This is a genomic window from Herbaspirillum huttiense (assembly GCF_047300815.1).
Lineage (GTDB): Bacteria > Pseudomonadota > Gammaproteobacteria > Burkholderiales > Burkholderiaceae_D > Herbaspirillum > Herbaspirillum huttiense_A.
Genome location: NZ_CP178608.1, coordinates 5,142,656 through 5,166,304 on the forward strand (window position 1 = coordinate 5,142,656; position 23,649 = coordinate 5,166,304).

The window sequence follows — 23,649 nt, forward strand, 5'->3', positions numbered from 1 at the left end:
CGGTCCGGCCAAGCAAGGCATTACCCCGGAGCGAAGGACCCGCCAAGAGGTCCGCTCCCTCCCCTTCAGGAAGAGAGACATCCGTGAAAACCATCCGCGCCTGGCAACTGGCGGTGCTGCTTGCACCCGCCGTGCTGATCTACGCGCTCTTCAGCGCCCTGCCCCTGCTCGACACCCTGCGCCTCGGCTTCTACACTGCCAATGATGCAGGCGTGCGCAGCTTCGTGGGCCTGGACAACTACCGCACCATCCTGTTCGATCCCGACTGGTCGGCCGCCTTCTGGAATGCGATGTGGAACAACGTCAAGTTCTTCTGCATCCACATGGCCCTGCAAAATCCCATCGGCCTGTTGCTGGCTTCGCTCTTCAGCCTCAAAGGATTGCGCGGTGCGCGCACCTACCGCACGCTGATCTTCCTGCCCACGCTGCTGTCGGTGGTGATCATCGGTTTCATCTGGCAACTGATCCTCTCGCCGCTGTGGGGCGTGGGCGAGAAACTGCTGGGCCTGGTCGGGCTGGCCGACTGGTTCGCGCCCTGGCTGGGGCAGGAATCGACGGCACTGCTGACGCTGTCGCTGATCTCGGTGTGGCAATACGTGGGCATTCCCATGATGCTGATCTACGCCGCCCTGCTGGCGGTACCCGAAGAAGTGCTGGAAGCGGCACATGCCGAGGGCGCCAGCGGGCTGCGCATCTTCTGGCAGATCAAGCTGCCGCTGATCTACCCGACCCTGGGGCTGGTGACCATCCTCACCTTCGTGGCCAACTTCAATGCCTTCGACCTGATCTATTCGGTCAAGGGCGCGCTGGCTGGTCCCAACTACGCCTCCGACCTGCTGGGCACCTACTTCTATCGCACCTTCTTCGGCTACCAGGCGCAGATCGGCAGCCCGACCATGGGCGCGGCGGTGGCGACGCTGATGTTCCTGGTGATCCTGGCAGGCGTGGGGGCCTATTTCGTGATGGTGCAGCGTCGACTGACGCGCTATGCCCTGTGACGGCCGGGAGAACGGCATGCAGCTTTCCTCTTCCGTCGGCACTTCTTCCACTTCTGCAACTATCCCGACCACCATGCGCAAACCCTCGCTGATCCAACGCAGCTTCGGCCCCGCCGGCCATCTCTGGGTGCATGCGGTGCTGTGCCTGTATGCGGTGATCGCGCTGTTCCCGATTGCGCTCATCCTCATCAATTCGGTCAAGACCCGCAATGCCATCTTCGAAGGCCCGATGGCCCTGCCCACGGCCGAGACGCTGACCTTCGCCGGCTTCCAGAAGGTACTGGCAGGCACCCACTTCCTGCTCTACTTCGGCAACAGCCTGGCCGTGACACTGGCCGCCCTGCTGCTGATCGTACTGTTCGGCGCGATGGCGGCCTGGGCGCTCACCGAGTACCGCTTCTTCGGCAACCGTGCACTGAACTTCTTCATCGCCATCGGCATCATGATCCCGATCCGGCTGGGCACGGTCTCGATCCTGCAACTGGTGGTGGCGCTGGACCTCATCAATACGCGCACTGCACTGGTGCTGGTCTACACGGCGCAAGGGCTGCCGCTGGCGGTGATGATCCTGTCCGAATTCATGCGCCAGATCCCGGGCGAGTTGAAGGACGCGGCGCGCTGCGATGGCGTGGGTGAACTGAGCATTTTCTTCCGCGTGATCCTGCCGCTGCTGCGTCCGGCCATCGCCACCGTGGCCGTGTTCACCATGATCCCGGCCTGGAATGACCTGTGGTTCCCGCTCATCCTCGCGCCCGGCGAAGACACCCGTACCGTCACGCTGGGGGTGCAGCAGTTCATCGGGCAATACGCCACCGACTGGAATTCGGTGCTAGCGGCGCTGTCGATGGCGGTCATCCCGGTGCTGATCCTGTACATGGCCTTCTCGCGCCAGCTCATCCGTGGCCTCACATCAGGCGCCGTCAAATAATTCAAAGGAGACTTCATGGCACACGTCAACATCAAGCAATTGCGCAAGACTTACGATGGCCGCGCCGATGTGCTGGCCGGGCTCAATCTCGATATCCGCGATGGCGAATTCTGCGTGCTGGTCGGGCCTTCCGGCTGCGGCAAGTCGACCCTGCTGCGCATGCTGTGCGGGCTGGAAGAGATCAGCGGCGGTGAACTGGCCATCGGCGGCGAGGTGGTCAATCACCTGCCGCCGGCCGAGCGCGGTATCGCCATGGTGTTCCAGAGCTATGCACTGTATCCGCACATGAACGTGTACAAGAACATGGCCTTCGGGCTGAAGGTGGCCGGCAGCAGCAAGAGCGACATCGATGCGCGCATCCGCCATGCGGCCTCCATCCTCAAGATCGATCACCTGCTGCAGCGCCTGCCGCGCGAACTCTCGGGCGGCCAGCGCCAGCGCGTGGCCATCGGCCGCGCCATCGTGCGCCAGCCGCGCCTGTTCCTGTTCGACGAACCGCTGTCCAATCTCGATGCCGCGCTGCGCGTGCAGACCCGGCTGGAGATCGCCAAGCTGCACCGGCAACTGGCGGCCACCATCGTCTACGTGACGCACGACCAGGTCGAGGCCATGACCCTGGGCGACAAGATCGTGGTCATGCACGAGGGCCGCATCCAGCAGGCCGGCACACCCCTGGAGCTGTACCAGCAGCCGCAGAACCTGTTCGTGGCCGGTTTCATCGGTTCCCCCAAGATGAATTTCTTCCCCGGCGTGGTCACGCGCTGCGATGACAGCGGCGTACAGGTCGAAATCGCCGGCGGACTGCGGCTGCTGGCTGATGTCGATCCGCAGGGTGTCGCGCCGGGTGCAGCCGTCACGCTGGGGCTGCGCGCCGAACAGATCCGCGAAGGGCTGGGCGATGGCCAGCCGCTGCGCGGCGTGGTCAACCTGGTGGAACACCTGGGCGAAGCCAACTTCCTCTACGTGACGCTGGAAGGCGGCCACGACATCGTGGTGCGCGGTGACGGCAATCGCAGCGTGCACATCGGCGAGCTGATCGCGCTGTCGGTACAAAGCCACGCCTTCCATCTCTTCGATGCGCAGGGGCAGGCGCTGCGCCGGCGCAATCCCGGCAACCTGCAGGCGGCGCGTCGCCTCGCCGAGGACTGAGCCATGGACGCGATCGCCTATCTGGTGGGCATCGATGGCGGCGGCACCAAGACCCTGGTGCGGCTGGCCTCGCCGCAAGGGCAGGTGCTGGCGCAGGCCAGCGGCCCGGGTTCGGCCTTGCGCATCGGCGCAGCGCAGGCGTGGCGCGTCATCGGCCAGGCCATCGAGGATGCCTTTGCCAGCGCCGGACTGCAGCGTCCCGCCGATCAAGCGCTGGCCGTCGGCATCGGCATCGCAGGCGAGAACGTGGCGCAGTGGGCGGCCGACTTTCGGGCACAGGCGCCGTCCTTCGGGGTGCTGGAGATCGTCAACGATGGCGTGGCCACCTTGCTGGGTGCGCATGGCGGCGCGCCCGGTGCCATCATCGCGGTCGGTACCGGCACCATCGGCCTGTCGCTGGACCTGGATGGCAGCCGCCGCGTGGTCGATGGCTGGGGCTTTCCCAGCGGCGACGATGGCAGTGGCGGCTGGATGGGCCTGCGCGCCCTGCACCATGCCCAGCTGGCACTGGATGGCCGCAGCCATCGCGGGCCGCTGGCTGACGCCGTGCTGGACCTGTGCCGCAAGGAACTGCCCGCCGAACCGGCACGCGATGAACGCGCCACCTTGCTGGACTGGCTGGCGCAAGCCGACCAGGCCGCCTTCGCCCGGGCAGCGCGGCCGGTGGTGGCGCATGCCCATGACGATGTGGCCGCCCGCAGCATCCTGCAGGCGGCGGCCGCCGAGATCAGCCGCATGATCGATACCCTCGACCCCGCACAGTGCCTGCCGCTGGCGCTGTGCGGCGGACTGGCCGCTGCCTTGCAGCCCTACCTGGAACGCCGCCAGCAGGCCCGCATCGTGCCGCCGCAAGCCGATGCGGTGGACGGTGCCCTGCTGCTGGTGCGGCGCGCCCTGCAACCCAAGGAGACCCCGGCATGAACGCACTGACCCAATTGCACGGCAACGTGCTCACTCCCCACGGCTGGACCCATGGCAGCATGGTCTTCGACCAGCGCATCCGCTCCATCGACGGCCGCCCGCTGCGGCAACAACCGCGCGTCATCGATGAAGGCGACTACGTCCTGCCCGGCTTCATCGACCTGCACGTGCATGGCGGCGGCGGACGTGACGTGATGGAAGGCGGCGACGCGGTGCAGGTGCTCTCGCGCCTGCATGCACGGCATGGCACCACGAGTCTGCTGGCCACCACCATGACCGCGCCACTGGAGGAACTGGAAGTGGCGTTGAAGGCCATCCGCAGCTCCACCGACAACCGCCTGCCCGGCCATGCGCGCGTGCTGGGTGTGCACCTGGAAGGGCCTTACATCAACCCCGGCAAGCTGGGCGCGCAGCCCGACTTCGCCATCGCGGCGTCGCTTGAGCAGGTGGATTATCTGGACGGACTGGCGCCGATCAAGCTCATCACCATCGCCCCGGAAGTGGACGGCCACCTGAAGCTGGTCTGCAAGCTGGCCAATCGCGGCATGAAGGTGCAGATCGGCCACACCGCCGGCAGCTATGACGATGGGGTGGCCGCGCTGGCGCATGGGGCCTCGGGCTTCACGCACCTGTTCAATGCCATGAGCGGCTTTCATCATCGCGCGCCCGGCATGGTCGGTGCGGCGCTGGCCCATGCGCAGTATGCCGAACTGATTCCGGACCTGCTGCACGTACACCCCGGCGCCATCCGCGCGGCACTGCGTTCCATCCCGCGCCTGTTCTGCGTGACCGATTCCACGGCGGCGGCCGGCATGCCCGATGGCGACTATGCGCTGGGCCGGCAGGTGGTGCACAAGTGTGCGGGCGGCGTGCGGCTGGACGACGGTACGTTGGCCGGCAGCGTGCTGACCATGGACCAGGCGCTGCGCAACCTCATTGCGCTGGGCATGGACGTGGCCGAAGCCTCGCTGCGGACCTCGACCTATGCCGCCGATTACCTGGGCCTGGCCGACCGTGGCCGCCTGGCCACCGGCCACTACGCCGACGTGGTGGTGCTGGACCGGCAATTTGCCCTCAAGGCTGTCTATGTGGAAGGAGAAGAGATTGACCTCGCTGATGCTTAAGGAAGCCCGCTCTGCGGCCGATTACGTGGCCGTGCAGCTGACCCGCGACCAGGACCGCTATGCCGCACTGGGCGCGCAACTGCGCGCTGCGCCACCGGCGTCCATCGTTACCGTGGCGCGCGGCAGTTCGGACCATGCGGCCGCCTATTGCGCCTATCTCATCATGGCGCGCCTGGGCCGTATCGTGGCGTCGCTGCCGATGTCGCTGGTGACGCTGAACCGGGCCCCGCTGCATGTGCGCGATGCGCTGGCCATCGCCATCTCGCAATCCGGGCAGAGTCCGGATGTGGTGGAACCGATCCGCTATTTCCACGCGCAGGGAGCCAGCACGGTGGCGCTGGTCAACCAGGCCGATTCGCCACTGGCGGCGGCTGCGCAGTGGAGCCTGCCGCTGCATGCGGGCGTGGAAGCCAGCGTGGCGGCGACCAAGAGCTTCATCGCCAGCCTGGTGGCGGGGGCCCTGCTGACGGCGCATTGGCAGGATGATGCCGCGTTTCTGGATGCACTGGCGCAGCTGCCGGAGGCGCTGCGGGCGGCGTGTGAATGCGACTGGTCGGCAGCGGTGGAGGCCTTGGTCCCGGCCAATCGGCTCATGATCGTGGGGCGTGGCATCGGCTTCCCGCTGGCGCTGGAGGCTGCGCTCAAATGCAAGGAGACCTGCGCCATCCAGGCCGAGGCCTTCAGCGGCGCGGAGATCAAGCACGGGCCGATGGCCCTGATCGAAGATGGTTACCCGCTGCTGATGTTTGCCACGCGCGGGCCCTCGCAGGCGGGCATGCTGGCGCTGGCCGCCGAGATGCGCGCACGCGGGGCCAGGGTCTTGCTGGCGGCGCCCGAGGAGGTGATCGAGCGCGATCTCACCTTGCCGGTGGCCGCCACGCCGGACCTCGATCCCATCGTGGCGATCCAGGCTTTCTATGTGATGGCGGCGCAATTGTCCGCCGCGCGCGGGATGGATGCGGACCGGCCGCGGCATCTCAACAAAGTCACAAAGACGAACTAAGTCCGCCGTTCATCCCTGTGCCTGCCGCGCCTGCTCGATGAAGGCGCGCAGGTAATCGATCTCCACATCGCTTTCACGCGCGCCCAGGTAGATGTGCTTGGCGATGCCCTGCTTGCCCAGGCGCACCGGCACGATCTCCATCTGCTCGGCATATTCCAGCACCAGCCAGCGCGGAAGCGCCGCCACGCCGCGCCCGCTGGCTACCATCTGCAGCATGATGTCGGTGGTCTCGATGGTCTTGTGCCGGCGCGGCACGATGCCGGCCGGCGCGAGGAACTGGGTGTAGATGTCGAGCCGGTCCACCGGCACCGGATAGGTCACCAGCACCTCGTTGTTCAATTGTTTGGGCTTGATGTAATCGGCGCCGGCCAGCGGATGGTCGGCCGCCACCACCAGCACCTGTTCGTAATCGAACACCGGCTCGAACACCAGGCCGGGCTTGTCCAGCGGATCGGGCGTAACCAGCAGGTCGATCTCGTAACCGAAGAGCGCGCCGATGCCGCCGAACTGGAATTTCTGCTTTACGTCCACATCCACATCCGGCCAGGCGGCCAGATAAGGCGACACCACTTTCAGCAGCCATTGGTAACAGGGGTGACATTCCATGCCGATGCGCAGCGCACCGCGCTCGCCCTGGGCGAACTGGCGCAATCTTTCTTCGGCCAGGTTCAGTTGCGGCAGCACGCGGTTGGCGACGGCCAGCAGGTATTGGCCGGCTTGCGTCAGACGCAGGTGGCGGCCTTCACGCAGCCAGATGTCGGTGCCCAGCTGCTGCTCCAGCTTCTTCATGCTGTGGCTGAGTGCGGATTGCGTGACGTGCAGCACACCGGCCGCAGCCGTGAGCGAGCCCTCGCGTTCGACTTCCTGCACGATGGAGAGGTGGATGCGGTCCAGCATGATGTTGAATGGAACTCATGGTTGATGACGATTCCATCATTTTAAGTCATGTGCGTTCCGGCATGAAATCATCGCGGGCGGGAGATAGTCCGATGCCGGATCATTCTTTCCAGCGACTCCAAAAACTAAGTTTTTTTATTTCCTTGGACGTTTGTTGCATCGTTGCATTTAGCTGGAAGAATGCCACTTCCTTGCAAAACGCTGACAGAGGTCATTGCCCGGATGTTCTTTTCTGGTGCGACTTTTCAGTCAGTGCTTTGTCAGTTTCCCGTATCACGCGATCTCTGCATTCTGAAACACTTCGCCTCGAACCTTTCAACTGGACCGTGCTCGAATCCTAACAATGTGCGCGGCCCTGGCTGGCCTCGCACGGTTACATCCCATCACAATTTTGTCGTCAACTGGGTAGCCGCGCCTGCCGTTAGCCTGGCTATCGCAACGTCATTTTCCTGCTTCGGCACGGATCGAGGATTTCATCATGACAACAAGAAGCAGATCTTCCGCCCTCATCGTCTCGGCTTCGCTGCTCGGTGCAGTGCTGGCCCTCTCGGCCTGCCAGAAGCAGGACGCCACGCCGCCCACGGCAGCGGCAGCACCGGCAGCACCGGTCACGCCGCCCTACACCCCGCCCACGGCAGATCAACTGTCGCAGATGGTGGCACCCATTGCCCTGTTCCCGGACAAGCTGGTGGCACAGGTGCTGGCCGGGGCCACCTACCCTGACCAGGTCGTCGCGGCCAACCAGTGGCTGGGTCAGAACGGCGCGCTCAAGGGCGATATCCTGCAGGCGGCCGAAGACAAGGAACCCTGGGACGTCAGCGTGAAATCGCTCACCCTGTTCCCGGCGGTGCTGTCCCAGATGGCCGCCAACCCGGACTGGACACGCGCGCTGGGCGACGCCTTCGTCAATGACCCCAACGACGTGATGAACGCCATCCAGGCCCTGCGCCTGCGCGCGCAGCAGGCGGGCAATCTCAAGAGTTCCTCGCAGCTCAAGGTGGTCAGCACGGCCCGCAGCAGCGAGACCGTGCGGGTGGAGAACGCGCCCGAGCCGCGCACCGTCTATGCCGGTGCCCCGGTGATCCCGCCGCCGCCGCAGACCATCGTGATCGAATCCAGCCAGCCCGACCGGGTCTATGTGCCGGCCTACAATCCGGCCGTGGTCTACGGTCCGCCGGTGCCGGTCTATCCGGGCTATGCGTATCGCCCACCCAGCCCGGTGGCCAATGAAGTGGTGGTGGGTGCGCTGTCCTTTGGCGTGGGCGTATTCGTGGGCGAAGCCATCAGCCATCATGGTGACTGGGGCTGGCATGACTGGGGCATGCACTGGGGCGGTGGCGGCGGCGATCGTCCGTCCGGCGACTGGCAGCGCCCGGCCGTGGTGTACAAGAACACCACCTATGTCTCGCACTCCACGACGGTGATCAACCGCGTGACCAACAACAACGTGACGGTCAACAATACGCGCGTGGTCAACAACAACGTGAACAACGTCAGCAATGTGAACAACGTGCGTAACGTCGACCAGCGCAATCTCATCAGCCAGACCCGCATCGACAATCACCGCGAACCAGTGGCACCGGCCGCCATGAGCATGCCGCACTTCACCACCAGCGATGCACGCCCGGGGGCGATGCCGGTGCAGCATGCCCAGGTGCCACAGCAGAAGCCTGAGCTGGCCACTGCCCACGCGCAGCAGGTACAGCAGAAGGAAGTGGCGCAGCAACAGGAGGCGCGGCAACACCAGCAAGTGGCCATGCAGGCCCAGCGTGAGCAACAGGAGCAACGTCAACTGCAGCAGCAACAGGAGCAGCGCGCGCAGAAGGAGCAGCAGGCAGCGCATGAACGTGCGCAGGCACAGCAAGCCCGCCAGCAGACCGAACAAAGAAAGATCGGGGCGATGAAGCAGGAAAATGCCCATCCCCCGATGCAGGCCCATGCCGCTGCCCAGCCACCGCGTGAAGAACGTCCCGCACAGCACGAGCAGAAAGGGGCGCCCCATGCGCAGGAGACCCATGCCGAGCCCAGGCATGAACCCGCCAAACACGAGGCAGACAAACACGCCAACGACAAGCATGAAGGCGAGAAGCACGAGGGAGAAAAGCACAACGGCTGAGGCCGCCAGCGCCCTCCTCTCCTCCCTGTGTACAAACAAGAAGGGCCGCTAGAAAGCGGCCCTTCTTGTTTGACGCTGCGGCAATCAGCTGCCGATGTTGTCCGGATCGGTGCGCTGGTCCAGCGTCAGTTGCAGGAAGGCCAGGTCCAGCCACTTGCCGAACTTGGTGCCGACCTGCGGCATGTGGCCGACCTGTTCGAAGCCCAGCTTCTTGTGCAGGGCGATGGAGCCGACGTTGCTGGCATCGATGGCGGCCACCATCACGTGTTTGCCGACGGCGCGGGCACGCGGGATCAGGGCTTGCATCAGGGCCACGCCCAGGCCTTCGCCACGGTGATCCTTGTGGACATACACCGAATGTTCCACCGAATGGCGGAAGCCATCGAAAGGACGCCAGTCACCAAAGCTGGCATAGCCCAGCACCTTGTCGCCCTCCACCGCCACCAGGACCGGATAGCCCAATTGGCGGCGGGCCGCCAGCCAGTCCTGGCGGTTCTGGTCGTCCACCAGCTTGTCGCTCCAGATGGCGGTGGTGTTGACCACGGCGTCGTTGAAGATCAGGGTGATGCCAGGAATGTCGGCAGGAGTAGCGTCGCGGATCTGCATGGTGTCTCGGTCTCGGAGTTCGGGTTCTGCAGCGACAATGCTGCGGATGAGCAGTGTAGCCGAAGACGGCCACGGGAGGATCTTGCCGGGCGGCAGCGTCTTAAGACATCTGACAACTAGAGGTGTTAAAATGCCTGCGCTCATCCATAGAGCAACCCGCCTGGCCTGATCGACCGTGGCCAGGACCGGGAACCACAAGAAATGCCAGCCCCGCAGGCTGGACGCAAGATCGGAGACGCGTTGACCCACTCTGAGATTGCGCCCCATGACCGCTTCCATTGCCCCGACGACCCATCCTGTGCAGGCCGCTCCACGCGGCGGTGCGGGTGCCGGCGCGCGTGCCGTGCAGCGGTCGTGGCCGGCGCAGTCCTGCCCGATGCGTCCGTGTGCCGATGCCTCGCGCAGCTTGTTTTCCACCCACTCCACTTTGCTCCCACCATGACCACCAAGTTCAGTCCCTCGCGGCGTGCCGTCCTCGCGGCCACCGCAGCGGCCGTGCCGCTAGTCTCGCTGCCCCTGCTCAAGCAGGCCCGGGCCGATGGCCTGGAAGGCATCGAGCTGCAACACTACAAGCCGGTGTTCTTCAATGCCGCCCAATGGCTCTTCATCCTGGCCGCCTGCGATCGCCTGATCCCCGCCGAAGGGCGCGGGCCCGGCGCGCTGGAAACCAATGTACCGGTCTTCATCGACCAGCAATTGCATGCCGGCCTGGGCAGCGACATCTACCAGCAGGGACCGCACCAGACGGACGCACCGGCCACGCTGGGCTTCCAGATTCCCTATGCGCCGCAGGACGTCTACCGCATCGGCATCGAGCTGACCCAGCAGATCAGCCAGCAACAGCACGGCAAGCGCTTCGAGCAGCTCGACGCCAAGGACAAGGATGCCCTGCTGACCTCGCTGCAGAAGAACGGTGCGGACTTTGCCGCGCTGGGCGAGAAGGCGATGAAGCCGTCGCAGTTCTTCGGGCAATTGCTGGGCGATACCAAGAACGGCTACCTGGCCGATCCCATGTACGGCGGCAACAAGGACATGAAGGCCTGGGTCGCCATCGGCTTCCCCGGCGCGCGTGCGGCCTATACCGAATGGGTGGACCAGCACAACGTGAAGTATCCGCTGGGACCGGTGAGCCTGTCGGGCAAGCGCGCCTGATGCACGGCCCCGTCTCCTCGTTCACGCCTGCAACCTCTTACTGACTTAATTCAATGCCTAACATTACCAACGACGACGTCGATGTCGTCATCGTCGGCCTCGGCTGGGCCGGCTCCCTGATGGCCATCGAACTGGCCCAGGCCGGCCTGAAGGTACGCGCCCTGGAGCGCGGCCCGGACCGTCCGCCCGAAGACTTCGCCTATCCCAAGCCGGCCGACCAGTACGGCTACGCCACCCGCAACAAGGTCTTCGCCACCCCGCGCGATGCTGCGCTGACCGTGCGCTACAACACCGCGCAGCAGGCGCTGCCGACCCGCAAGTGGGGCGCCTTTGCGCCCGGTACCGGGGTGGGCGGCTCGGGCCTGCACTGGACGGCGGTGCTGATCCGCGCCACGCCCACTGACCTCAAGCTCAAGACCTACGCCGACCAGGCCTACAAGCACAGCAGTCTCGACCCAGAGATGCGCATCAAGGATTTCCCCTTCACCTGGAACGAGATCGAGCCGCACTACGATTTCTTCGACAAGGTCTGCGGCCTGTCGGGCAGTACCGGCAACCTGCGCGGCCAGATCCAGCCGGGCGGCGATCCCTTCGAAGGACCGCGCTCGAACCCCTATCCGCTGCCGGCGCTGCACGACACCTACAACAACACCCTGTTCGCCGACGTGGCGCGCAAGCTGGGCTACCATCCCTTCCCCAATCCCTCGGCCAATGTCTCGCAGGCCTGGACCAATCCGTATGGTGCACAAATTGCACCTTGCAACTATTGCGGTTTCTGCAGCAAGTATCCCTGCCTGAACTATTCCAAGGCCTCGCCGCAGACCACCATCCTGGATGTGGTCAAGCGCCTGCCCAACTTCGATTACAAGGTCAACGCCAACGTCATCCGCGTGGACCTGCACGCGGACAAGAAGACCGCACGCGGCGTGACCTACATCGACGAGAACATGAAGGAAGTGTTCCAGCCGGCCAAGATCGTGATCCTCTCCAGCTTCCAGTTCGCCAACGTGCGCCTGATGCTGCTCTCGGGCATCGGCAAGCCCTATGACCCGATCACCGAGACCGGTGTCATCGGCCGCAACTATGCCTTCCTCTCCAATGGCGGGGCGACGCTGTTCTTCAAGGACAAGCACTTCAATTCCTTTGCCACGGCCGGTGCCACCGGCGAAATGTTCAACGACATCTCGCCCGGCAACTTCGACGATGGCATCAAGCTGGGCTTCATCGGCGGTGCCAAGATCCACAGCTCGCAAGCCTCGGGCGCACCGATCGGCACGGCGCTGCCGCCGGGCACGCCCAGCTGGGGACGCGGCTGGAAGGAAGGCATGATCGACTGGTACGACCATTCCATGAAGATCAGCATCACCACCACCTGCATGTCCTATCGCGGCCACTTCCTGGACCTGGATCCGAACTACAAGGATCCGTGGGGCCAGCCGCTGTTGCGCATGACCTTCGACTGGCGCCAGAACGAACTGAAGCTGCAACGCTACCTGCGCGACATCGTGCTCAAGATTTCCAAGGAGCTCAATCCGGACCACATGTCGGAAAGTTTCCTGGCCCTGGATTCGCATTGGGACATCACCAAGTACGTGTCCACCCACAACGTGGGCGGCGCGATCATGGGCGATTCGCCGCGCGATTCGGCTTTGAACAAGTACCTGCAATCCTGGGATGTGCACAACGTCTTCGTCCCCGGCGGCAATGCCTTCCCGCAGAACTTCCAGGCCAATCCGACGGCCACCATCGGCGCCATCACGCTCATGGCCGCGCACGCCATCAAGACGCAGTACCTGAAGAATCCCGGCCCGCTGGTCCAGGCATGAAGGGGGGAGAGAACATGAAAAAAATGACTTCATTGCTGGCCGGACTGGCGTTGTCGCTGGGCGTGCTGGGTGTGTTCAATGTGGCGCAGGCAGCCGATCAGGATACGGTGGCACGCGGCCAATACCTGGCGCGTGCCGGCGACTGCATGGCCTGCCACAGCGCTGCCGGCAAGCCGGCCTATTCGGGCGGACTGGCCATCGACAGCGGCCACGGCATCATCTACTCCACCAACATCACGCCGGACAAGGAACACGGCATCGGCGACTACAGCGAAGCCCAGTTCTCCGCTGCCGTGCGCCACGGCGTGCGCGCTGATGGCACGCAGCTCTATCCGGCCATGCCCTACCCCAGCTATGCCAAGGTGAGTGACGAGGACATCCACGCCCTCTACACCTACTTCATGCAAGGGGTGAAACCGGTGGCCGCCACGCCGCCGGCCAGCAGCATGAGTTTCCCGTTCAACATCCGCTGGGGGATGAAGCTGTGGAATGTCTTCTTCGCCAATGACAAACCGTTCAAGGAACAGGACGGCTGGAGCGCCGAGATCAAGCGCGGTGCCTATCTGGCGGAGGGCCTGGGCCACTGCGGCAGTTGCCACACCCCGCGCGGGTTCGCCATGAACGAGAAGGCCAGCGACAGCAGCCAGGCGCAGTTCCTCTCGGGCGGCGACCTCAATGGCTGGGCCGTGCCGTCGCTGCGCGGCATGCCGCACTGGAGCGCGCAGGACATCGTCGACTACCTGCAGACCGGCCGCAACAAGACCGCCTCGGTGGCCGGCGAGATGAGCCTGGTGGTGGAACACAGCACCGCGCACCTCAAGCCGGAGGACCTGCAGTCCATCGCGGCTTACCTCAAGACGCTCTCGCCGGTGGCCTCCGCCAGCAGCGGCCGCGTCACGCCGCAAGGGGCCGAGGCAACCGCGAAGAAACTCACGGCCGCCAAGGACCTGAGCCTGGGCGAGCGCCTGTACCTGGACAACTGCGCGGCCTGCCACTTCGTCAATGGCAAGGGCGCGCCGGGCATCTTCCCGGTACTCGATGGCGCGACCGTGGTCAACGCAGACAATCCCAGCGCATTGCTGCACGTGATCCTGGCTGGCGCGCGCACGCCCTCCACCGAGAAGGCGCCGTCGATCCTGGTCATGCCGGGCTTTGCCCATCGCCTCTCCGACAAGGAAGCGGCGGAACTGGCCAGCTTCGTGCGCCAGGGCTGGAGCAACCAGGCAGGGGCCGTGTCGGAGAAGGAAGTGCGCCGCATGCGCGAGGGCCTGGCCAAGCACGGGTCCTGACCTGCTGCGCAAATCGTCGCTGTGAAAAAAAAGGCTCGCATGGCACCATGCGGGCCTTTTTTACGCGGCTGTCACGCCATGCTGGCTGCAAGTTGATTGACCACGATGAACGATCGCGCCACTATAGCGCCCAGGCAATTCTTCTTGAAAGCACGCATGCTCCCCACCTACGGTGCCACTTATCGCGGCAAGCACATCAGCGTCTCCTGCACGCAGCAACGCGATGGCGACGTCCTTTGCACCGTGCAGATCGATGGCGAACCGGCCCCCGGCCTGCACGGCAATCCCTTCGCTTCGGTGGCCTCGGCACAGGTGGCCGGTGTGGGTTACGCGCGTGCGGTGATCGATACCCAGCTCGACAATGACGTGGCCGAGCATCACGGCTATTTCATCCGGGTCAGCAGCAGGGAACAGATCGACGGCACCTGGGTCGGCAGTTACCAGCTGCATCGCAATGACAACCCGGTCGCCTTCCGGCGCGTGGTGTGCGAGGACTTTCGCGGCAATACCTCGGTGGAGGCAGAACAGTACGCGATGGCCACCGCCTTCGTGGCAGTGGACGCCGACGTCAAGGCCGGCAAGCTCTGAGCGGCCGGTAAGGCTTCAGGCCGCTTTCTTGCGGCGGGCCGGCAACTTGTCGTGCTGGGCCAGGATGGCCGACAGCAAACCCGGAAAACGCTGCTCGATATCAGCGCTGCGCAAGGTGTTGATGTGGGCGGTGCCATTGCTCTCGGTACGCACCAGGCCGGCTTCGCGCAAGACCTTGAAGTGGTGCGAGACGGTGGACTTGGGACGACCGCCATCGAGTTCGCCGCAGGTCGCACATTCCACGCGCGCCAGGTGGCGCACGATCTCCAGGCGGATCGAATCGCTCAGCGCGTAGAGCACGCGCTCCAGCACGAACTCGGCAATCTCGGGATGTTTGTAGGGACGCATCTGCAGGATGATACACCCTGGGTTATACTCCTTCCATAGTTCGAATATTTACGAACAACCGAAGCGAGTGCTGTGCCAGTGCAGTGCTTGTTGATTTCATCTTCATCATTGACAAGAAGCCACCCATGTCTGCTCTCTTTACTCCCTTCAAGCTCAAGGACCTGAACCTGCGCAACCGCATCGCCGTCCCGCCCATGTGCCAGTACATGGCGGTGGACGGCAAGGCCAACGAATGGCACCTGTCGCATTACGCCAGCATCGCCCGTGGCGGTGCCGGCCTGGTGATCGTGGAGGCCACCGCCGTGGCCCCGGAAGGCCGCATCACGCCGGGCTGCACCGGCATCTGGTCGGACGAGCTGGCGCAAGCCTTCGTGCCGGTGGTGCAAGCCATCAAGGCCGCCGGTGCCGTGCCCGGCATCCAGATCGGCCACGCCGGCCGCAAGGCCAGCGCCAATCGTCCTTGGGAAGGCGACGACCATATCGCGGCCGACGATGCCCGCGGCTGGGACACCATCGCCCCGTCCGCGATTGCTTTCGGCAAGGGCTTGCCCAAGGTGCCCAAGGCCATGAGCCTGGACGACATCGCCCGCGTGCGCCAGAACTTCGTCGATGCCGCCATCCGCGCCCGTGATGCCGGCTTCGAATGGCTGGAGCTGCACTTCGCCCACGGCTACCTGGGCCAGAGCTTCTTCTCGGCGCATTCCAACCAGCGTGATGACATCTATGGCGGCAGCGTCGAAAACCGCGCCCGCTTCCTGCTGGAAACCCTGCGCGCCGTGCGTGAGGTGTGGCCGGAACACCTGGCCCTGACGGTGCGCTTCGGCGTGCTGGAATACGATGGCCGCGACGAGCAGACGCTGGTCGACTCCATCGGCGTGGTGCGCCAGTTCAAGGAGATTGGCATGGACATGATCAGCGTGACCATCGGCTTCACCATTGCGGAAGTGCAGATCCCCTGGGGCCCGGCCTTCCTCGGTCCGATCGCCAAGCGCGTGCGCGAAGAAGCTGGCGTGCCGGTGTCTTCCGCCTGGGGTTTCGGCACGCCGGAACTGGCCGAGCGCGCCGTCAAGGAGGGCCAGCTCGACCTGGTGATGGTGGGCCGTTCGCACCTGGCCAACCCGCACTGGACTTATCAGGCCGCCAAGGAACTGGGCGTGGAGCGCCCTTCCTGGACGCTGCCGGCACCTTACGCGCACTGGCTGGAACGTTATTGATGAACTGATGCGGCATCGTGCTGCGGGGCTTGCAGCCTTGGCAGCATGAAAGGATGACAGCATTGCCGGCCTGCAAGCCGCTCAGGGATTGCCTGAGCGGCTTGTTTGTTTTCTAGGGAAAATCACTAGAGCCACGGGCGGTGCTTTCTCCTAAGATGAAGTCGTCTTGAGGAGATCATCATGTTCACCACCTTCCTGCTGACTGCCGTTCTCTCTACGCTGGTGACCGTTGCGTTGTCGGCAACGGGCATCTATCTGTTGGCCGAAGCGCGCTGGCGGCATCATCCGCTGTCCAGCCGTGCCAGCCTGCCGCCCCATCGGCTGCCGTATTGAGCGAGCGGGACGGCACCATGTCCGGTGCCGCCTGGTGTGTGTCTGCCTGAATCGCGATGAAATGATGTTGCCCCCCTGGTCGTCGGACCCGGGGATTTTTTTTGCGCCAGCCTTACAGGGCGGAGTAGCGTGGCAGCAGGTCCTGGTCGGCCAGGCGGATTTCGATGGCGTTGGCGGCCTGGATGTGATCGGGATTTTCATCGTCAAACGCATCGCCCGCCACCGAGACGATGATGGTGCCGCGTTGCTCTCCATCCTCATTCAATACCGGCAGCAGCTCGGCGGCCTCGGGGACTTGGGCGCGCGTGATCCTGCCTGGCAGATACAGCAGCCATCCGGCGCCGGGACGATCGGCGAAGACCTTGTGGCGCATGCCATATCCGTCAGGATCGACAGCGATGAAGGGAGGATGCCATTGCAACGAGAGCCCCGTCAGCACCTTGATCAGATTGGCCTTCTGACAAAGCGCAGGAACTGCTTGTGCCTGCAGGCGGAAAGTGGAATTGCCGGAATCATCTGCAACAGTCAAACCAAGAAGGATGGCTGAACCGGCCTCTTCTTCATAGCCGTTCCAGATACCAAGATAACGAAAGCCGTTGGCAGGATCATTGCGCTCATCCTCTTCCACAATGGCCAGTGCAGCGCGTGTAGGGCCGTCTCTTTCAAATGCCTGGATGCGCCGGGCATCTTCCGGCGTATCAGCTGGAGGACACCAGTCGTCCAGCGGCATGCCCACAGCGTCCAAAAGAACCGCGACTTTCCACAGTATGGAGAAATGTTCGGATGCGCTGGGCAAGGTGGCGAGCGTTGAAGCAAAGGCAAAGTTGATGACAAGATACATGATCATGGCTTATGGAAAAGTTGGATGGCGAGCTTGTTGGCAGGAAAGACCTCGCTCAGATGACGAAAGACCAAATGATCCTGCACGTACCAGCACAAGTGGGCAGGACTGGACTTCAATACCGTCGCACTCTGCGCGGCGGCTTGTTTCAACAGATTCGGGTATCCCTTCAATCCATAGAAGAATTTGGGCTCACCCGTCTTTCTGTCAAAAAACTGCGCATACCGTGCCTTGGCCTCTTGCAGCAGACACGGGCCGAGCTGGAATCCATCGAAATCAATGTCATCGAAGGCCCACTCGGTATAGGGCGCAAACCCGGTCACGCGCGCCTGATAGGCCCGCGCCTCGTCAGACATGTGCCAGTTGCGTGGCACCAGGCTCCCCGCTGCGGGGGGACAGCGCTTGCAGGACTGATCTTTCTTGAGTACATCGGCCTGACTCAATGGGGAGGACTTGGCCTCTTCGGCTCTGCGCGAACTGCTGTAAATGGCCGCCCCGGCACCGGCTGCAGCGGCCGATGCACCCAGCCCTATCCATCCAAGAATCTCGCTGCTGATCAGCGGTACCGCCACGACGGGGGCAATCATGGCGTCCTCGCTGAGATCAAGGCTCGGTAGCGCGGCAACAGGTCCTGATCGGCCAGGCGGATTTCGATGGCGTTGGCGGTCTGGATGTGATCGGGATTTTCTTCGTCAAACGCATCGCCCCCCACCGAGACGATGATGGTGCCGCGCTGCTGACCATCCTCATTCAATACCGGCAGCAGCTCGGCCGCCTCGGGGACCTGGGCGCGCGTGATCCTGCCTGGCAGATACAGCAGCCATCCGGCGCCGGGGCGATCGGCGAAAACCTTTTGACGCGTGCCATAGTTGCCAGGATCGACCACGATGAAGGGAGGTTGCCACTGCAGCGAAAGCCCGGTGAGAACCTTGACCAGATTGGCCTTCCGACTCAGGGCAGGCACCGCCTGCGCCTGCAGGCGGAAAGTGCAATTGCCGGGACCATTGGTCTGCTTCAATCCCAGCAGGATGGAGGAGCCGCCTTCTTCTTCGTAGCCGTTCCAGATACCAAGATAACGAAAGCCGTTGGCAGGATCACTGCGCTCCTCCTCTTCCACAATGGCCAGTGCAGCGGGTGTCGGGCCGTCCCTGTCAAATGCCTGGTTGCGGCGGGCATCTTCCGGCGTATCAGCCGGCGGGCACCAATCTTCCAGCGGCATGCCGACGGTGTCGAGAAGAAGTGCGATCTTCCACAAAATGACAAAGTGTTCGGAGGCGGTTGGCAAGTTGTGGAGGTCCGGAGAGTATGCAAAGTCGATATCAAGATTCATGATCAAGGTAAGTGAATGGTGCGGATAAGAAAGCCTGCTTGGGTGAAGACCTTGGTCAAATGATCAAATACCGGCTTATCTTGCAAATACCATTGCAAGCGGGCTGGAGACGCTCTTGTGACCGCATTGCTTTGCGTATCGGCTTGCTTCAGTAATTTTTTGTATCCCGTGAAGGAATAAAAGACCTTGGGCTTCTCCGTTTTCTTGTCAAAGAACTGCGCGTAGCGTCCCTTGGCCTCTTGCAGCAGACACGGGCCGAGCTGGAATCCATCGAAATCAATGTCATCGAAGGCCCACTCGGTATAGGGTGCAAACCCGGTCACGCGCGCCTGATAGGCCCGCGCCTCTTCAGACATGTGCCAGTTGCGAGGCACCAGGCTCCCCGCTGCGGGCGGACAGCGTTTGCAAGACTGATCTTTCTTGAGTACATCGGCCTGACTCAATGGGGAAGACTTGGCCTCTTCAGCCCTGCGCGAACTGCTGTAAATGGCCGCCCCGGCACCGGCTGCAGCCGCCGACGCACCCAGCCCTATCCATCCGAGAATCTCGCTGCTGAGCAGCGGTACCGCCACGACGGGAGCGATCATGTTTTGCGCTCCCCATCTTGCGGCGCGGCCAGCTTGTGCAGGACGGCGATCATGTCATCGAGCCTTTGTTCGGGCGTGGCACCCGGGCGGCGAAGGTAACGCACGGTGCCCGGACGACGGAACAGGCCCGGCCAATCGGCCGACAGATACATCATGTAAATCAGGTGGGACAGCGTACCGAAGCCCAGCGACAAACCATGCGCATAGGCCTCGCGCATGCGCCGGATCACCTCGCTGCGGCCAGGTACGCGCTGCAGGTCGGCACGCTCGGCCAGGAACTGGTCGGCCACGGCGGCAATGAAATGTTCGGTATCACGTGCACGCAAACGCGCCAGGTCGTCTTCATCGAGGCGGATCATGTCGGCCTCCCGATGTGAACCCGGCGGCCATCGAGCAGCAGGTGCCATTCAAACAGGTGGCCGAAGAGCGTATGGCGCTGCGCTGCCTTCAGGTCACGCGCTGCTGCGGCCAATACACGCGGATCCCAAAAACGCAGCAGTGCAGTGCGTCCGTCGGGCAAGCTCATCTGCATGCACAAGCGCAATAGTTGCGCCAGGCCCTGCAGATCCTGCGGGCCGATGATCCAGGAAACCGCAGGAGCCATGGCTTCCAGGCGGCTGATCTGCTCCAGCAACGCGGGGGACAGCTTCTCGGCCGCCAGCAGCCAGGGCCCGGCGGGCGCCAGATGCGCATCCACAGTGTCGGCAAATAGTGAAATGACGCCCGGCGCCGCCCGTAGCGCCGCATTCGTGCAGGACTCGTAGTGCAGTCCGTCCACGAGGGCGTACAGCTGCAATGCCGGCATGGTCTTCCTGGCCTCGGCCAGTCGTTTCATGACGTCGGCGGCCATCAGCTGCGCACCAGCAGGGTGGCGCCGCTGACGGCAGCATCGCGCATGCAGCTCAGGCAGATGCCGGAATCGGCCGATGCAGCATTGCTGGCGCCGGCCTTGGCTACCTCGGCCTCAGCGGCCAGGAATTCCGGACTGGCGATCCGGCCCTCGGCATGCGTGCTGGTAGCCTGGCTGGCGATGAGTGTGGCGCCGCAGGCGGTGCGGTCACCGTGGCGTGCCACAGCCGCGCCGAGCGAGAACATGTCGCCTGCGCCGGTAGTGATGGCGAAGGTCCCCTCGCACCGGGGGCAGACCGTCTGGTCGCCCACGCGCGCCACCGGCTTGCCGTGGACCATGAAAGTGAGATCGCCGGAGATGACCGTGCCGCCGTGGCTGGTCCTGTCCCCGATGGTGATGAAGGCTTTTGGCATGCGCTCCTCCTCTGCAGTAATGACGTCAGCCGCAGGGCGAAGCAAAGAATCCGGAAAGGCCTTCAGCCAGCGCCGCAGCAAGGCCGCACATCATGCCGGGACAAGACGCATCGGCCCGCATGGGGCAGAAAAGAAGAGCGAATTATGGAAGTATTTTTAGTAACGCCTGATACCTTTTCGAGGCAGGCGCAAGCAATCAAAACAAATCAGTAAAACAGCAAAGTCCACAAGGGAACGCTGGCCAGCAGCAGACAGCCAAGGAAGGCGGCAAGGAAGAGCAGTTTTTTCTTTCGGGTGGCCATGGTGAACCTGCAGGACGGAAATGGGCGCGCATGCGCAAGGCCGCAGTGTACCGCGCCCGCCGCCATCAGGCCATGCCGTTGCGGCCGTAGGCACGGAACCCGGGCCGCTCGCTGAGGCGCTCGTAATAAGCTGCCACGGCCGGCAAGGGCGCATGCACCAAGGGCGTGCCGAACCAGCGATTGACCGACAGCCCGACCGGAATATCGGCCAGCGTGAATGCAGGCCCCGCCACGAAACCGCCACTGTGCTGCAACTGATGTTCCAGCACCTGCATGAAGCGTGTCCAGCCGGCGATGGAAGCCGCCAGTTGCAGCGCATCGCCATGCTCGGGCGAGTTGCGCACCAGCGCCATGAAGGCATAGCTCCAGCTGCGGTTGAGGTCGCTGGCCTGCCAGTCGATCCACTGGTCGATGCGCGCGCGCAGACGCGGTTCCTGTGGATACAGCGTACCGCCGCCATATTGCCCGGCGAGATAGCGCAAGATGCTGTTGGACTCCCACAGCACGAAGCCGCCATCATCGATCACCGGCACCATCGCATTGGGATTCATGGCAACGAAGGAAGGCTCGCTGGTCGATTTGAAACCAATACCCCAGTCCTGCCGCTCGAAGGCAATGTCCAGCTCGCTGCAGGCCCACAGGACCTTGCGTACGTTGATGGAATTGTCACGGCCGTAGATCGTCAGCATGCAGGCTCCTGTACAGGGGGATCAAAGATGCAAGCCTAGCAGGTGTGCCGGTACGGTGACATGCACAGTTCCCCGTCATCCTCCCGTGTGTCTGTTGCGCTGCAGCCAAGTGGCCCGGTACAAAGCCGCCAACTGTACCGGGACGGCTTTCGGAAGTGGCCGTACAATCGTCCTCCCACTGGCCATTCCTGCCGCCCTCGCTGCGGTACCGCCCACGCCCATGTCTTCCTCCAACATTGCCAAGCTGTTGCTGCTGGCTGCCATCTGGGGCACCAGCTTCATGCTCATGCGCATTGCCGCTCCGGTCTTCGGTCCCATGCTGACCACCTTCGGGCGTGCCTCGCTGGCCACGCTGTCGCTGCTGGCCTTTGCCCGCATGCGCGGGGTGCCGCTGCAGTGGCGCCGCAACTGGCTGCCCTACCTGGTGATCGGCATCTTCAATACCGCGCTACCCTTCGCGCTCTTTGCCTGGTCGGCGCTGCACATTCCCTCGGCTTACATGGCCACCATGAATTCGCTGGCACCGATCTTCACGGCCATGTTCGGTTTCCTGCTGCTGGGTGAACGGCTGAGCCTGGTGCGTACCGGTGCCTTCGTGCTGGGCCTGGTCGGTGTGGCGGTGCTGGTGGGCATCGGCCCGGCGCCGGTCGATGCCCTGGTGATCGCCGGGGTGCTGGCGGCCATGGGTGCGGCGGTCAGCTATGGTTTTGCGGCCACCTTCACGCGCATGCGCGCCGGCGGCATCCCGCCCATCGCCATGGCCACCGGCAGCCAGTTCGCCGCGGCCCTGTGCCTGCTGCCGCTGGCAGCGCCGTCGATGCCGCATGCGCTGCAGGCCGGCACCCTCCCTGCGCTGTTGTCTGTACTGGTGCTGGGCGTGGTCTGTACCGGTATCGCTTATGCACTGTTCTTCCAACTGATTGCCGCCGAAGGAGCGACCAAGGCCATCACCGTGACCTTCCTGGTGCCGATGACGGCTTCGCTGTGGGCCTGGCTGCTGCTGGATGAACCGGTGACCGTAGGCACCGTGACCGGCATCGCCATCGTGCTCATCGCCACCGCCACCGCCTTGCGGGCCAAACCGGCAGCCGCTGCCAAGGACAAGAAAGTGGCGGCCTGATTCGAGGCTGACCCAAACAAAAAGGCGCTGCGGGGAAATCCGCAGCGCCTTTTTTCACCGCGCCAGGTCCGGCTTACCAGCCGTACCGCGCACACGCCTTGCGATATGCCAGCCCGGCCAGCGCCACATCTTCCAGCCCGATGCCGATGGCCTTGTAGATGACGATGTCCTCGTCCTGGCGCTGATAGGGCAGGCTGCCATCGACAGCCTGCGCCAGTTCCATCACCTTGTCCCACTCGAACACGCCCGGTGCGCACTGCACCAGGTCGCCGGCCTCCTGCTGTGCCTGCGGCTTCCATTCCACGAACAGCGCGGCGGCACGAGCGATGGCAGTGTCGTCCAGCTCGCGCACGTTGGCCTTGGAGGCACCGACGGCGGCCACGAACGCTCCCGGACGCAGCAGCTTGCCATCGAAGAGCGGCGTGGCTGAACGGGTCACGGTGACCAGCACGTCCGCTGCGGCAGCGGCTTCATCGATGCTCACCACGCGCGCCGGCACTCCATGGTTGCGCGTGACTTCCTCGGCCAGGGCTTCCCGGCCCGACAAGCCGGCGATCAATACTTCCTTGAAAGGCCGCACCTGCAGCAGCGCCGGAATGTGCGAACGCGCCTGCACGCCGGTGCCGATCACGGCCAGGGTGGCGGCGTCCTTGCGGGCCAGCGCATCGCAGGCCACTGCGGTTGCGGCCGCAGTGCGCAGGCCGGTCATGGCGTCACCTTCCAGCGTGCACAGCGGTGCGCCGGTCTCGCTGGAGAACAGCTGGATGACGAACTTGAACTGGCCCTTGATGGTGGTGTAGACCTTGGCGCCGGCGATACCGGCCGACGGAATGACCGCCCCCATCATCGACAGCATCACGCCATTGGCAGCACTGGTGCGCACGCGCCCCTGGTGCGCGCCCTCGGCGGCGTGGGCAAAGGCCTCGCGCATGGAGGCGATGGCGTCTTCGGTGGTCAGCAGTTCGCTGACCTGCTGGTTGGTGAGAAATTTCATGCGGGACCTTGGCTTCAAAAAATGCAGGAGA

28 protein-coding genes are annotated in these 23,649 nt (G+C 63.9%); 16 read left to right on the forward strand and 12 right to left on the reverse strand.

Annotated elements, in window-relative coordinates; all coding sequences use genetic code 11:
* Positions 1-83: 83 nt before the first annotated feature.
* The 6 genes from ACLRDN_RS23565 (at position 84) to ACLRDN_RS23590 (ending at position 6,123) form a co-directional block, all read left to right on the forward strand.
* Complete coding sequence (locus ACLRDN_RS23565; RefSeq protein WP_134134117.1) at positions 84-998, forward strand: carbohydrate ABC transporter permease; 915 nt, start codon at positions 84-86, stop codon at positions 996-998.
* Positions 999-1,071: 73 nt separating this feature from the next.
* The gene (locus tag ACLRDN_RS23570) at positions 1,072-1,926 is read left to right on the forward strand and encodes a carbohydrate ABC transporter permease (protein ID WP_121041374.1); all 855 of its coding nucleotides are present in this window, start codon (positions 1,072-1,074) and stop codon (positions 1,924-1,926) included.
* 15 nt (positions 1,927-1,941) lie between these two features.
* Positions 1,942-3,075 (forward strand): ABC transporter ATP-binding protein, encoded by a 1,134-nt coding sequence (locus ACLRDN_RS23575; RefSeq protein WP_121041073.1) that lies wholly within the window; start codon positions 1,942-1,944, stop codon positions 3,073-3,075.
* A 3-nt stretch (positions 3,076-3,078) separates the two neighbouring features.
* On the forward strand, positions 3,079-3,996 hold the full coding sequence (locus ACLRDN_RS23580) for a BadF/BadG/BcrA/BcrD ATPase family protein (protein WP_413458248.1): 918 nt from the start codon (positions 3,079-3,081) through the stop codon (positions 3,994-3,996).
* Positions 3,993-5,120: an N-acetylglucosamine-6-phosphate deacetylase gene (gene nagA, locus ACLRDN_RS23585; protein WP_413458249.1), complete on the forward strand. Its 1,128-nt coding sequence runs from the start codon at positions 3,993-3,995 to the stop codon at positions 5,118-5,120. The genes ACLRDN_RS23580 and nagA overlap by 4 nt, the downstream gene beginning before the upstream one ends.
* Positions 5,113-6,123, forward strand: coding sequence for an SIS domain-containing protein (locus tag ACLRDN_RS23590; protein ID WP_413460441.1), 1,011 nt, complete (start codon positions 5,113-5,115; stop codon positions 6,121-6,123). Before nagA ends, ACLRDN_RS23590 begins: the two co-directional genes overlap by 8 nt.
* A 9-nt stretch (positions 6,124-6,132) precedes the next feature.
* On the opposite strand, the gene ACLRDN_RS23595 is transcribed toward ACLRDN_RS23590, so the two are convergent.
* Positions 6,133-7,020: a LysR family transcriptional regulator gene (locus ACLRDN_RS23595; protein ID WP_413458250.1), complete on the reverse strand. Its 888-nt coding sequence runs from the start codon at positions 7,018-7,020 to the stop codon at positions 6,133-6,135.
* Positions 7,021-7,028: 8 nt separating this feature from the next.
* On the opposite strand from ACLRDN_RS23595, the gene ACLRDN_RS23600 reads away from it, so the two are divergent.
* Positions 7,029-7,361, forward strand: a complete 333-nt coding sequence (locus tag ACLRDN_RS23600) for a hypothetical protein (RefSeq protein ID WP_413458251.1) — start codon at positions 7,029-7,031, stop codon at positions 7,359-7,361.
* Positions 7,362-7,498: 137 nt separating this feature from the next.
* The gene (locus ACLRDN_RS23605) at positions 7,499-9,136 is read left to right on the forward strand and encodes a DUF3300 domain-containing protein (protein WP_413458252.1); all 1,638 of its coding nucleotides are present in this window, start codon (positions 7,499-7,501) and stop codon (positions 9,134-9,136) included.
* A gap of 84 nt (positions 9,137-9,220) precedes the next feature.
* On the opposite strand, the gene ACLRDN_RS23610 is transcribed toward ACLRDN_RS23605, so the two are convergent.
* Positions 9,221-9,742 carry a GNAT family N-acetyltransferase gene (locus tag ACLRDN_RS23610; RefSeq protein WP_121041083.1) on the reverse strand — a complete coding sequence of 174 codons (522 nt, stop codon included), beginning with the start codon at positions 9,740-9,742 and terminating at the stop codon, positions 9,221-9,223.
* Between the two features lie 265 nt (positions 9,743-10,007).
* Between ACLRDN_RS23610 and ACLRDN_RS23615 the strand changes: the two genes are divergently transcribed.
* The 5 genes from ACLRDN_RS23615 to ACLRDN_RS23635 all read left to right on the forward strand — a co-directional run bounded on the left by ACLRDN_RS23615 (position 10,008) and on the right by ACLRDN_RS23635 (position 14,597).
* On the forward strand, positions 10,008-10,184 hold the full coding sequence (locus tag ACLRDN_RS23615) for a hypothetical protein (protein ID WP_413458253.1): 177 nt from the start codon (positions 10,008-10,010) through the stop codon (positions 10,182-10,184).
* On the forward strand, positions 10,181-10,894 hold the full coding sequence (locus tag ACLRDN_RS23620) for a gluconate 2-dehydrogenase subunit 3 family protein (protein WP_413458254.1): 714 nt from the start codon (positions 10,181-10,183) through the stop codon (positions 10,892-10,894). The genes ACLRDN_RS23615 and ACLRDN_RS23620 overlap by 4 nt, the downstream gene beginning before the upstream one ends.
* Before the next feature lie 53 nt (positions 10,895-10,947).
* Complete coding sequence (locus ACLRDN_RS23625) at positions 10,948-12,720, forward strand: GMC family oxidoreductase (protein WP_413458255.1); 1,773 nt, start codon at positions 10,948-10,950, stop codon at positions 12,718-12,720.
* A 14-nt stretch (positions 12,721-12,734) separates the two neighbouring features.
* The gene (locus tag ACLRDN_RS23630; RefSeq protein WP_413458256.1) at positions 12,735-14,009 is read left to right on the forward strand and encodes a c-type cytochrome; all 1,275 of its coding nucleotides are present in this window, start codon (positions 12,735-12,737) and stop codon (positions 14,007-14,009) included.
* A gap of 156 nt (positions 14,010-14,165) precedes the next feature.
* A complete protein-coding gene (locus ACLRDN_RS23635) occupies positions 14,166-14,597 on the forward strand; it encodes a hypothetical protein (protein WP_039784766.1) in 432 nt (143 codons plus the stop codon).
* A gap of 15 nt (positions 14,598-14,612) precedes the next feature.
* Here ACLRDN_RS23635 and ACLRDN_RS23640 read toward each other — a convergent pair whose 3' ends face one another.
* Positions 14,613-14,945, reverse strand: a complete 333-nt coding sequence (locus ACLRDN_RS23640) for an ArsR/SmtB family transcription factor (RefSeq protein WP_413458257.1) — start codon at positions 14,943-14,945, stop codon at positions 14,613-14,615.
* Positions 14,946-15,070: 125 nt separating this feature from the next.
* Between ACLRDN_RS23640 and ACLRDN_RS23645 the strand changes: the two genes are divergently transcribed.
* Together ACLRDN_RS23645 and ACLRDN_RS23650 are read left to right on the forward strand one after the other, a co-directional pair.
* Positions 15,071-16,159 (forward strand): NADH:flavin oxidoreductase/NADH oxidase, encoded by a 1,089-nt coding sequence (locus tag ACLRDN_RS23645; protein ID WP_413458258.1) that lies wholly within the window; start codon positions 15,071-15,073, stop codon positions 16,157-16,159.
* 180 nt (positions 16,160-16,339) lie between these two features.
* Positions 16,340-16,492 (forward strand): hypothetical protein, encoded by a 153-nt coding sequence (locus ACLRDN_RS23650; protein ID WP_413458259.1) that lies wholly within the window; start codon positions 16,340-16,342, stop codon positions 16,490-16,492.
* A gap of 112 nt (positions 16,493-16,604) precedes the next feature.
* On the opposite strand, the gene ACLRDN_RS23655 is transcribed toward ACLRDN_RS23650, so the two are convergent.
* From ACLRDN_RS23655 to ACLRDN_RS23690, 8 genes are all read right to left on the reverse strand, one after another.
* A complete protein-coding gene (locus ACLRDN_RS23655; RefSeq protein WP_413458260.1) occupies positions 16,605-17,333 on the reverse strand; it encodes an Imm52 family immunity protein in 729 nt (242 codons plus the stop codon).
* Positions 17,334-17,335: 2 nt separating this feature from the next.
* Positions 17,336-17,920 carry a restriction endonuclease fold toxin 5 domain-containing protein gene (locus ACLRDN_RS23660; RefSeq protein WP_413458261.1) on the reverse strand — a complete coding sequence of 195 codons (585 nt, stop codon included), beginning with the start codon at positions 17,918-17,920 and terminating at the stop codon, positions 17,336-17,338.
* Positions 17,917-18,663: an Imm52 family immunity protein gene (locus tag ACLRDN_RS23665; RefSeq protein WP_413458262.1), complete on the reverse strand. Its 747-nt coding sequence runs from the start codon at positions 18,661-18,663 to the stop codon at positions 17,917-17,919. Before ACLRDN_RS23665 ends, ACLRDN_RS23660 begins: the two co-directional genes overlap by 4 nt.
* Before the next feature lie 2 nt (positions 18,664-18,665).
* A complete protein-coding gene (locus tag ACLRDN_RS23670) occupies positions 18,666-19,250 on the reverse strand; it encodes a restriction endonuclease fold toxin 5 domain-containing protein (protein ID WP_413458263.1) in 585 nt (194 codons plus the stop codon).
* Positions 19,247-19,609 carry a hypothetical protein gene (locus ACLRDN_RS23675; RefSeq protein ID WP_413458264.1) on the reverse strand — a complete coding sequence of 121 codons (363 nt, stop codon included), beginning with the start codon at positions 19,607-19,609 and terminating at the stop codon, positions 19,247-19,249. Before ACLRDN_RS23675 ends, ACLRDN_RS23670 begins: the two co-directional genes overlap by 4 nt.
* Positions 19,606-20,100, reverse strand: coding sequence for a DUF4123 domain-containing protein (locus ACLRDN_RS23680; RefSeq protein ID WP_413458265.1), 495 nt, complete (start codon positions 20,098-20,100; stop codon positions 19,606-19,608). Before ACLRDN_RS23680 ends, ACLRDN_RS23675 begins: the two co-directional genes overlap by 4 nt.
* Positions 20,100-20,513, reverse strand: a complete 414-nt coding sequence (locus ACLRDN_RS23685; RefSeq protein ID WP_413458266.1) for a PAAR domain-containing protein — start codon at positions 20,511-20,513, stop codon at positions 20,100-20,102. The genes ACLRDN_RS23680 and ACLRDN_RS23685 overlap by 1 nt, the downstream gene beginning before the upstream one ends.
* A 367-nt stretch (positions 20,514-20,880) precedes the next feature.
* Positions 20,881-21,504: a glutathione S-transferase family protein gene (locus tag ACLRDN_RS23690; protein WP_413458267.1), complete on the reverse strand. Its 624-nt coding sequence runs from the start codon at positions 21,502-21,504 to the stop codon at positions 20,881-20,883.
* A gap of 220 nt (positions 21,505-21,724) precedes the next feature.
* On the opposite strand from ACLRDN_RS23690, the gene ACLRDN_RS23695 reads away from it, so the two are divergent.
* Positions 21,725-22,624 carry a DMT family transporter gene (locus tag ACLRDN_RS23695; protein ID WP_413458268.1) on the forward strand — a complete coding sequence of 300 codons (900 nt, stop codon included), beginning with the start codon at positions 21,725-21,727 and terminating at the stop codon, positions 22,622-22,624.
* 73 nt (positions 22,625-22,697) lie between these two features.
* On the opposite strand, the gene ACLRDN_RS23700 is transcribed toward ACLRDN_RS23695, so the two are convergent.
* On the reverse strand, positions 22,698-23,618 hold the full coding sequence (locus ACLRDN_RS23700) for an ornithine cyclodeaminase family protein (RefSeq protein WP_413458269.1): 921 nt from the start codon (positions 23,616-23,618) through the stop codon (positions 22,698-22,700).
* Between the last annotated feature and the right edge of the window lie 31 nt (positions 23,619-23,649).

What these genes read in the sequence shown, in the direction of transcription:
- ACLRDN_RS23620 (WP_413458254.1), top strand. Translation starts at nt 10,181, where the DNA reads ATGACCACCAAGTTCAGTCCCTCGCGGCGTGCCGTCCTCGCGGCCACC.
- ACLRDN_RS23690 (WP_413458267.1), bottom strand. Translation starts at nt 21,504, where the DNA reads ATGCTGACGATCTACGGCCGTGACAATTCCATCAACGTACGCAAGGTC.
- ACLRDN_RS23700 (WP_413458269.1), bottom strand. Translation starts at nt 23,618, where the DNA reads ATGAAATTTCTCACCAACCAGCAGGTCAGCGAACTGCTGACCACCGAA.
- ACLRDN_RS23580 (WP_413458248.1), top strand. Translation starts at nt 3,079, where the DNA reads ATGGACGCGATCGCCTATCTGGTGGGCATCGATGGCGGCGGCACCAAG.
- ACLRDN_RS23670 (WP_413458263.1), bottom strand. Translation starts at nt 19,250, where the DNA reads ATGATCGCTCCCGTCGTGGCGGTACCGCTGCTCAGCAGCGAGATTCTC.
- ACLRDN_RS23595 (WP_413458250.1), bottom strand. Translation starts at nt 7,020, where the DNA reads ATGCTGGACCGCATCCACCTCTCCATCGTGCAGGAAGTCGAACGCGAG.
- ACLRDN_RS23610 (WP_121041083.1), bottom strand. Translation starts at nt 9,742, where the DNA reads ATGCAGATCCGCGACGCTACTCCTGCCGACATTCCTGGCATCACCCTG.
- ACLRDN_RS23635 (WP_039784766.1), top strand. Translation starts at nt 14,166, where the DNA reads ATGCTCCCCACCTACGGTGCCACTTATCGCGGCAAGCACATCAGCGTC.
- ACLRDN_RS23645 (WP_413458258.1), top strand. Translation starts at nt 15,071, where the DNA reads ATGTCTGCTCTCTTTACTCCCTTCAAGCTCAAGGACCTGAACCTGCGC.
- nagA (WP_413458249.1), top strand. Translation starts at nt 3,993, where the DNA reads ATGAACGCACTGACCCAATTGCACGGCAACGTGCTCACTCCCCACGGC.
- ACLRDN_RS23570 (WP_121041374.1), top strand. Translation starts at nt 1,072, where the DNA reads ATGCGCAAACCCTCGCTGATCCAACGCAGCTTCGGCCCCGCCGGCCAT.
- ACLRDN_RS23575 (WP_121041073.1), top strand. Translation starts at nt 1,942, where the DNA reads ATGGCACACGTCAACATCAAGCAATTGCGCAAGACTTACGATGGCCGC.
- ACLRDN_RS23650 (WP_413458259.1), top strand. Translation starts at nt 16,340, where the DNA reads ATGTTCACCACCTTCCTGCTGACTGCCGTTCTCTCTACGCTGGTGACC.
- ACLRDN_RS23675 (WP_413458264.1), bottom strand. Translation starts at nt 19,609, where the DNA reads ATGATCCGCCTCGATGAAGACGACCTGGCGCGTTTGCGTGCACGTGAT.
- ACLRDN_RS23600 (WP_413458251.1), top strand. Translation starts at nt 7,029, where the DNA reads ATGGAACTCATGGTTGATGACGATTCCATCATTTTAAGTCATGTGCGT.
- ACLRDN_RS23665 (WP_413458262.1), bottom strand. Translation starts at nt 18,663, where the DNA reads ATGAATCTTGATATCGACTTTGCATACTCTCCGGACCTCCACAACTTG.
- ACLRDN_RS23680 (WP_413458265.1), bottom strand. Translation starts at nt 20,100, where the DNA reads ATGGCCGCCGACGTCATGAAACGACTGGCCGAGGCCAGGAAGACCATG.
- ACLRDN_RS23625 (WP_413458255.1), top strand. Translation starts at nt 10,948, where the DNA reads ATGCCTAACATTACCAACGACGACGTCGATGTCGTCATCGTCGGCCTC.
- ACLRDN_RS23605 (WP_413458252.1), top strand. Translation starts at nt 7,499, where the DNA reads ATGACAACAAGAAGCAGATCTTCCGCCCTCATCGTCTCGGCTTCGCTG.
- ACLRDN_RS23685 (WP_413458266.1), bottom strand. Translation starts at nt 20,513, where the DNA reads ATGCCAAAAGCCTTCATCACCATCGGGGACAGGACCAGCCACGGCGGC.
- ACLRDN_RS23695 (WP_413458268.1), top strand. Translation starts at nt 21,725, where the DNA reads ATGTCTTCCTCCAACATTGCCAAGCTGTTGCTGCTGGCTGCCATCTGG.
- ACLRDN_RS23655 (WP_413458260.1), bottom strand. Translation starts at nt 17,333, where the DNA reads ATGTATCTTGTCATCAACTTTGCCTTTGCTTCAACGCTCGCCACCTTG.
- ACLRDN_RS23630 (WP_413458256.1), top strand. Translation starts at nt 12,735, where the DNA reads ATGAAAAAAATGACTTCATTGCTGGCCGGACTGGCGTTGTCGCTGGGC.
- ACLRDN_RS23615 (WP_413458253.1), top strand. Translation starts at nt 10,008, where the DNA reads ATGACCGCTTCCATTGCCCCGACGACCCATCCTGTGCAGGCCGCTCCA.
- ACLRDN_RS23590 (WP_413460441.1), top strand. Translation starts at nt 5,113, where the DNA reads ATGCTTAAGGAAGCCCGCTCTGCGGCCGATTACGTGGCCGTGCAGCTG.
- ACLRDN_RS23660 (WP_413458261.1), bottom strand. Translation starts at nt 17,920, where the DNA reads ATGATTGCCCCCGTCGTGGCGGTACCGCTGATCAGCAGCGAGATTCTT.
- ACLRDN_RS23640 (WP_413458257.1), bottom strand. Translation starts at nt 14,945, where the DNA reads ATGCGTCCCTACAAACATCCCGAGATTGCCGAGTTCGTGCTGGAGCGC.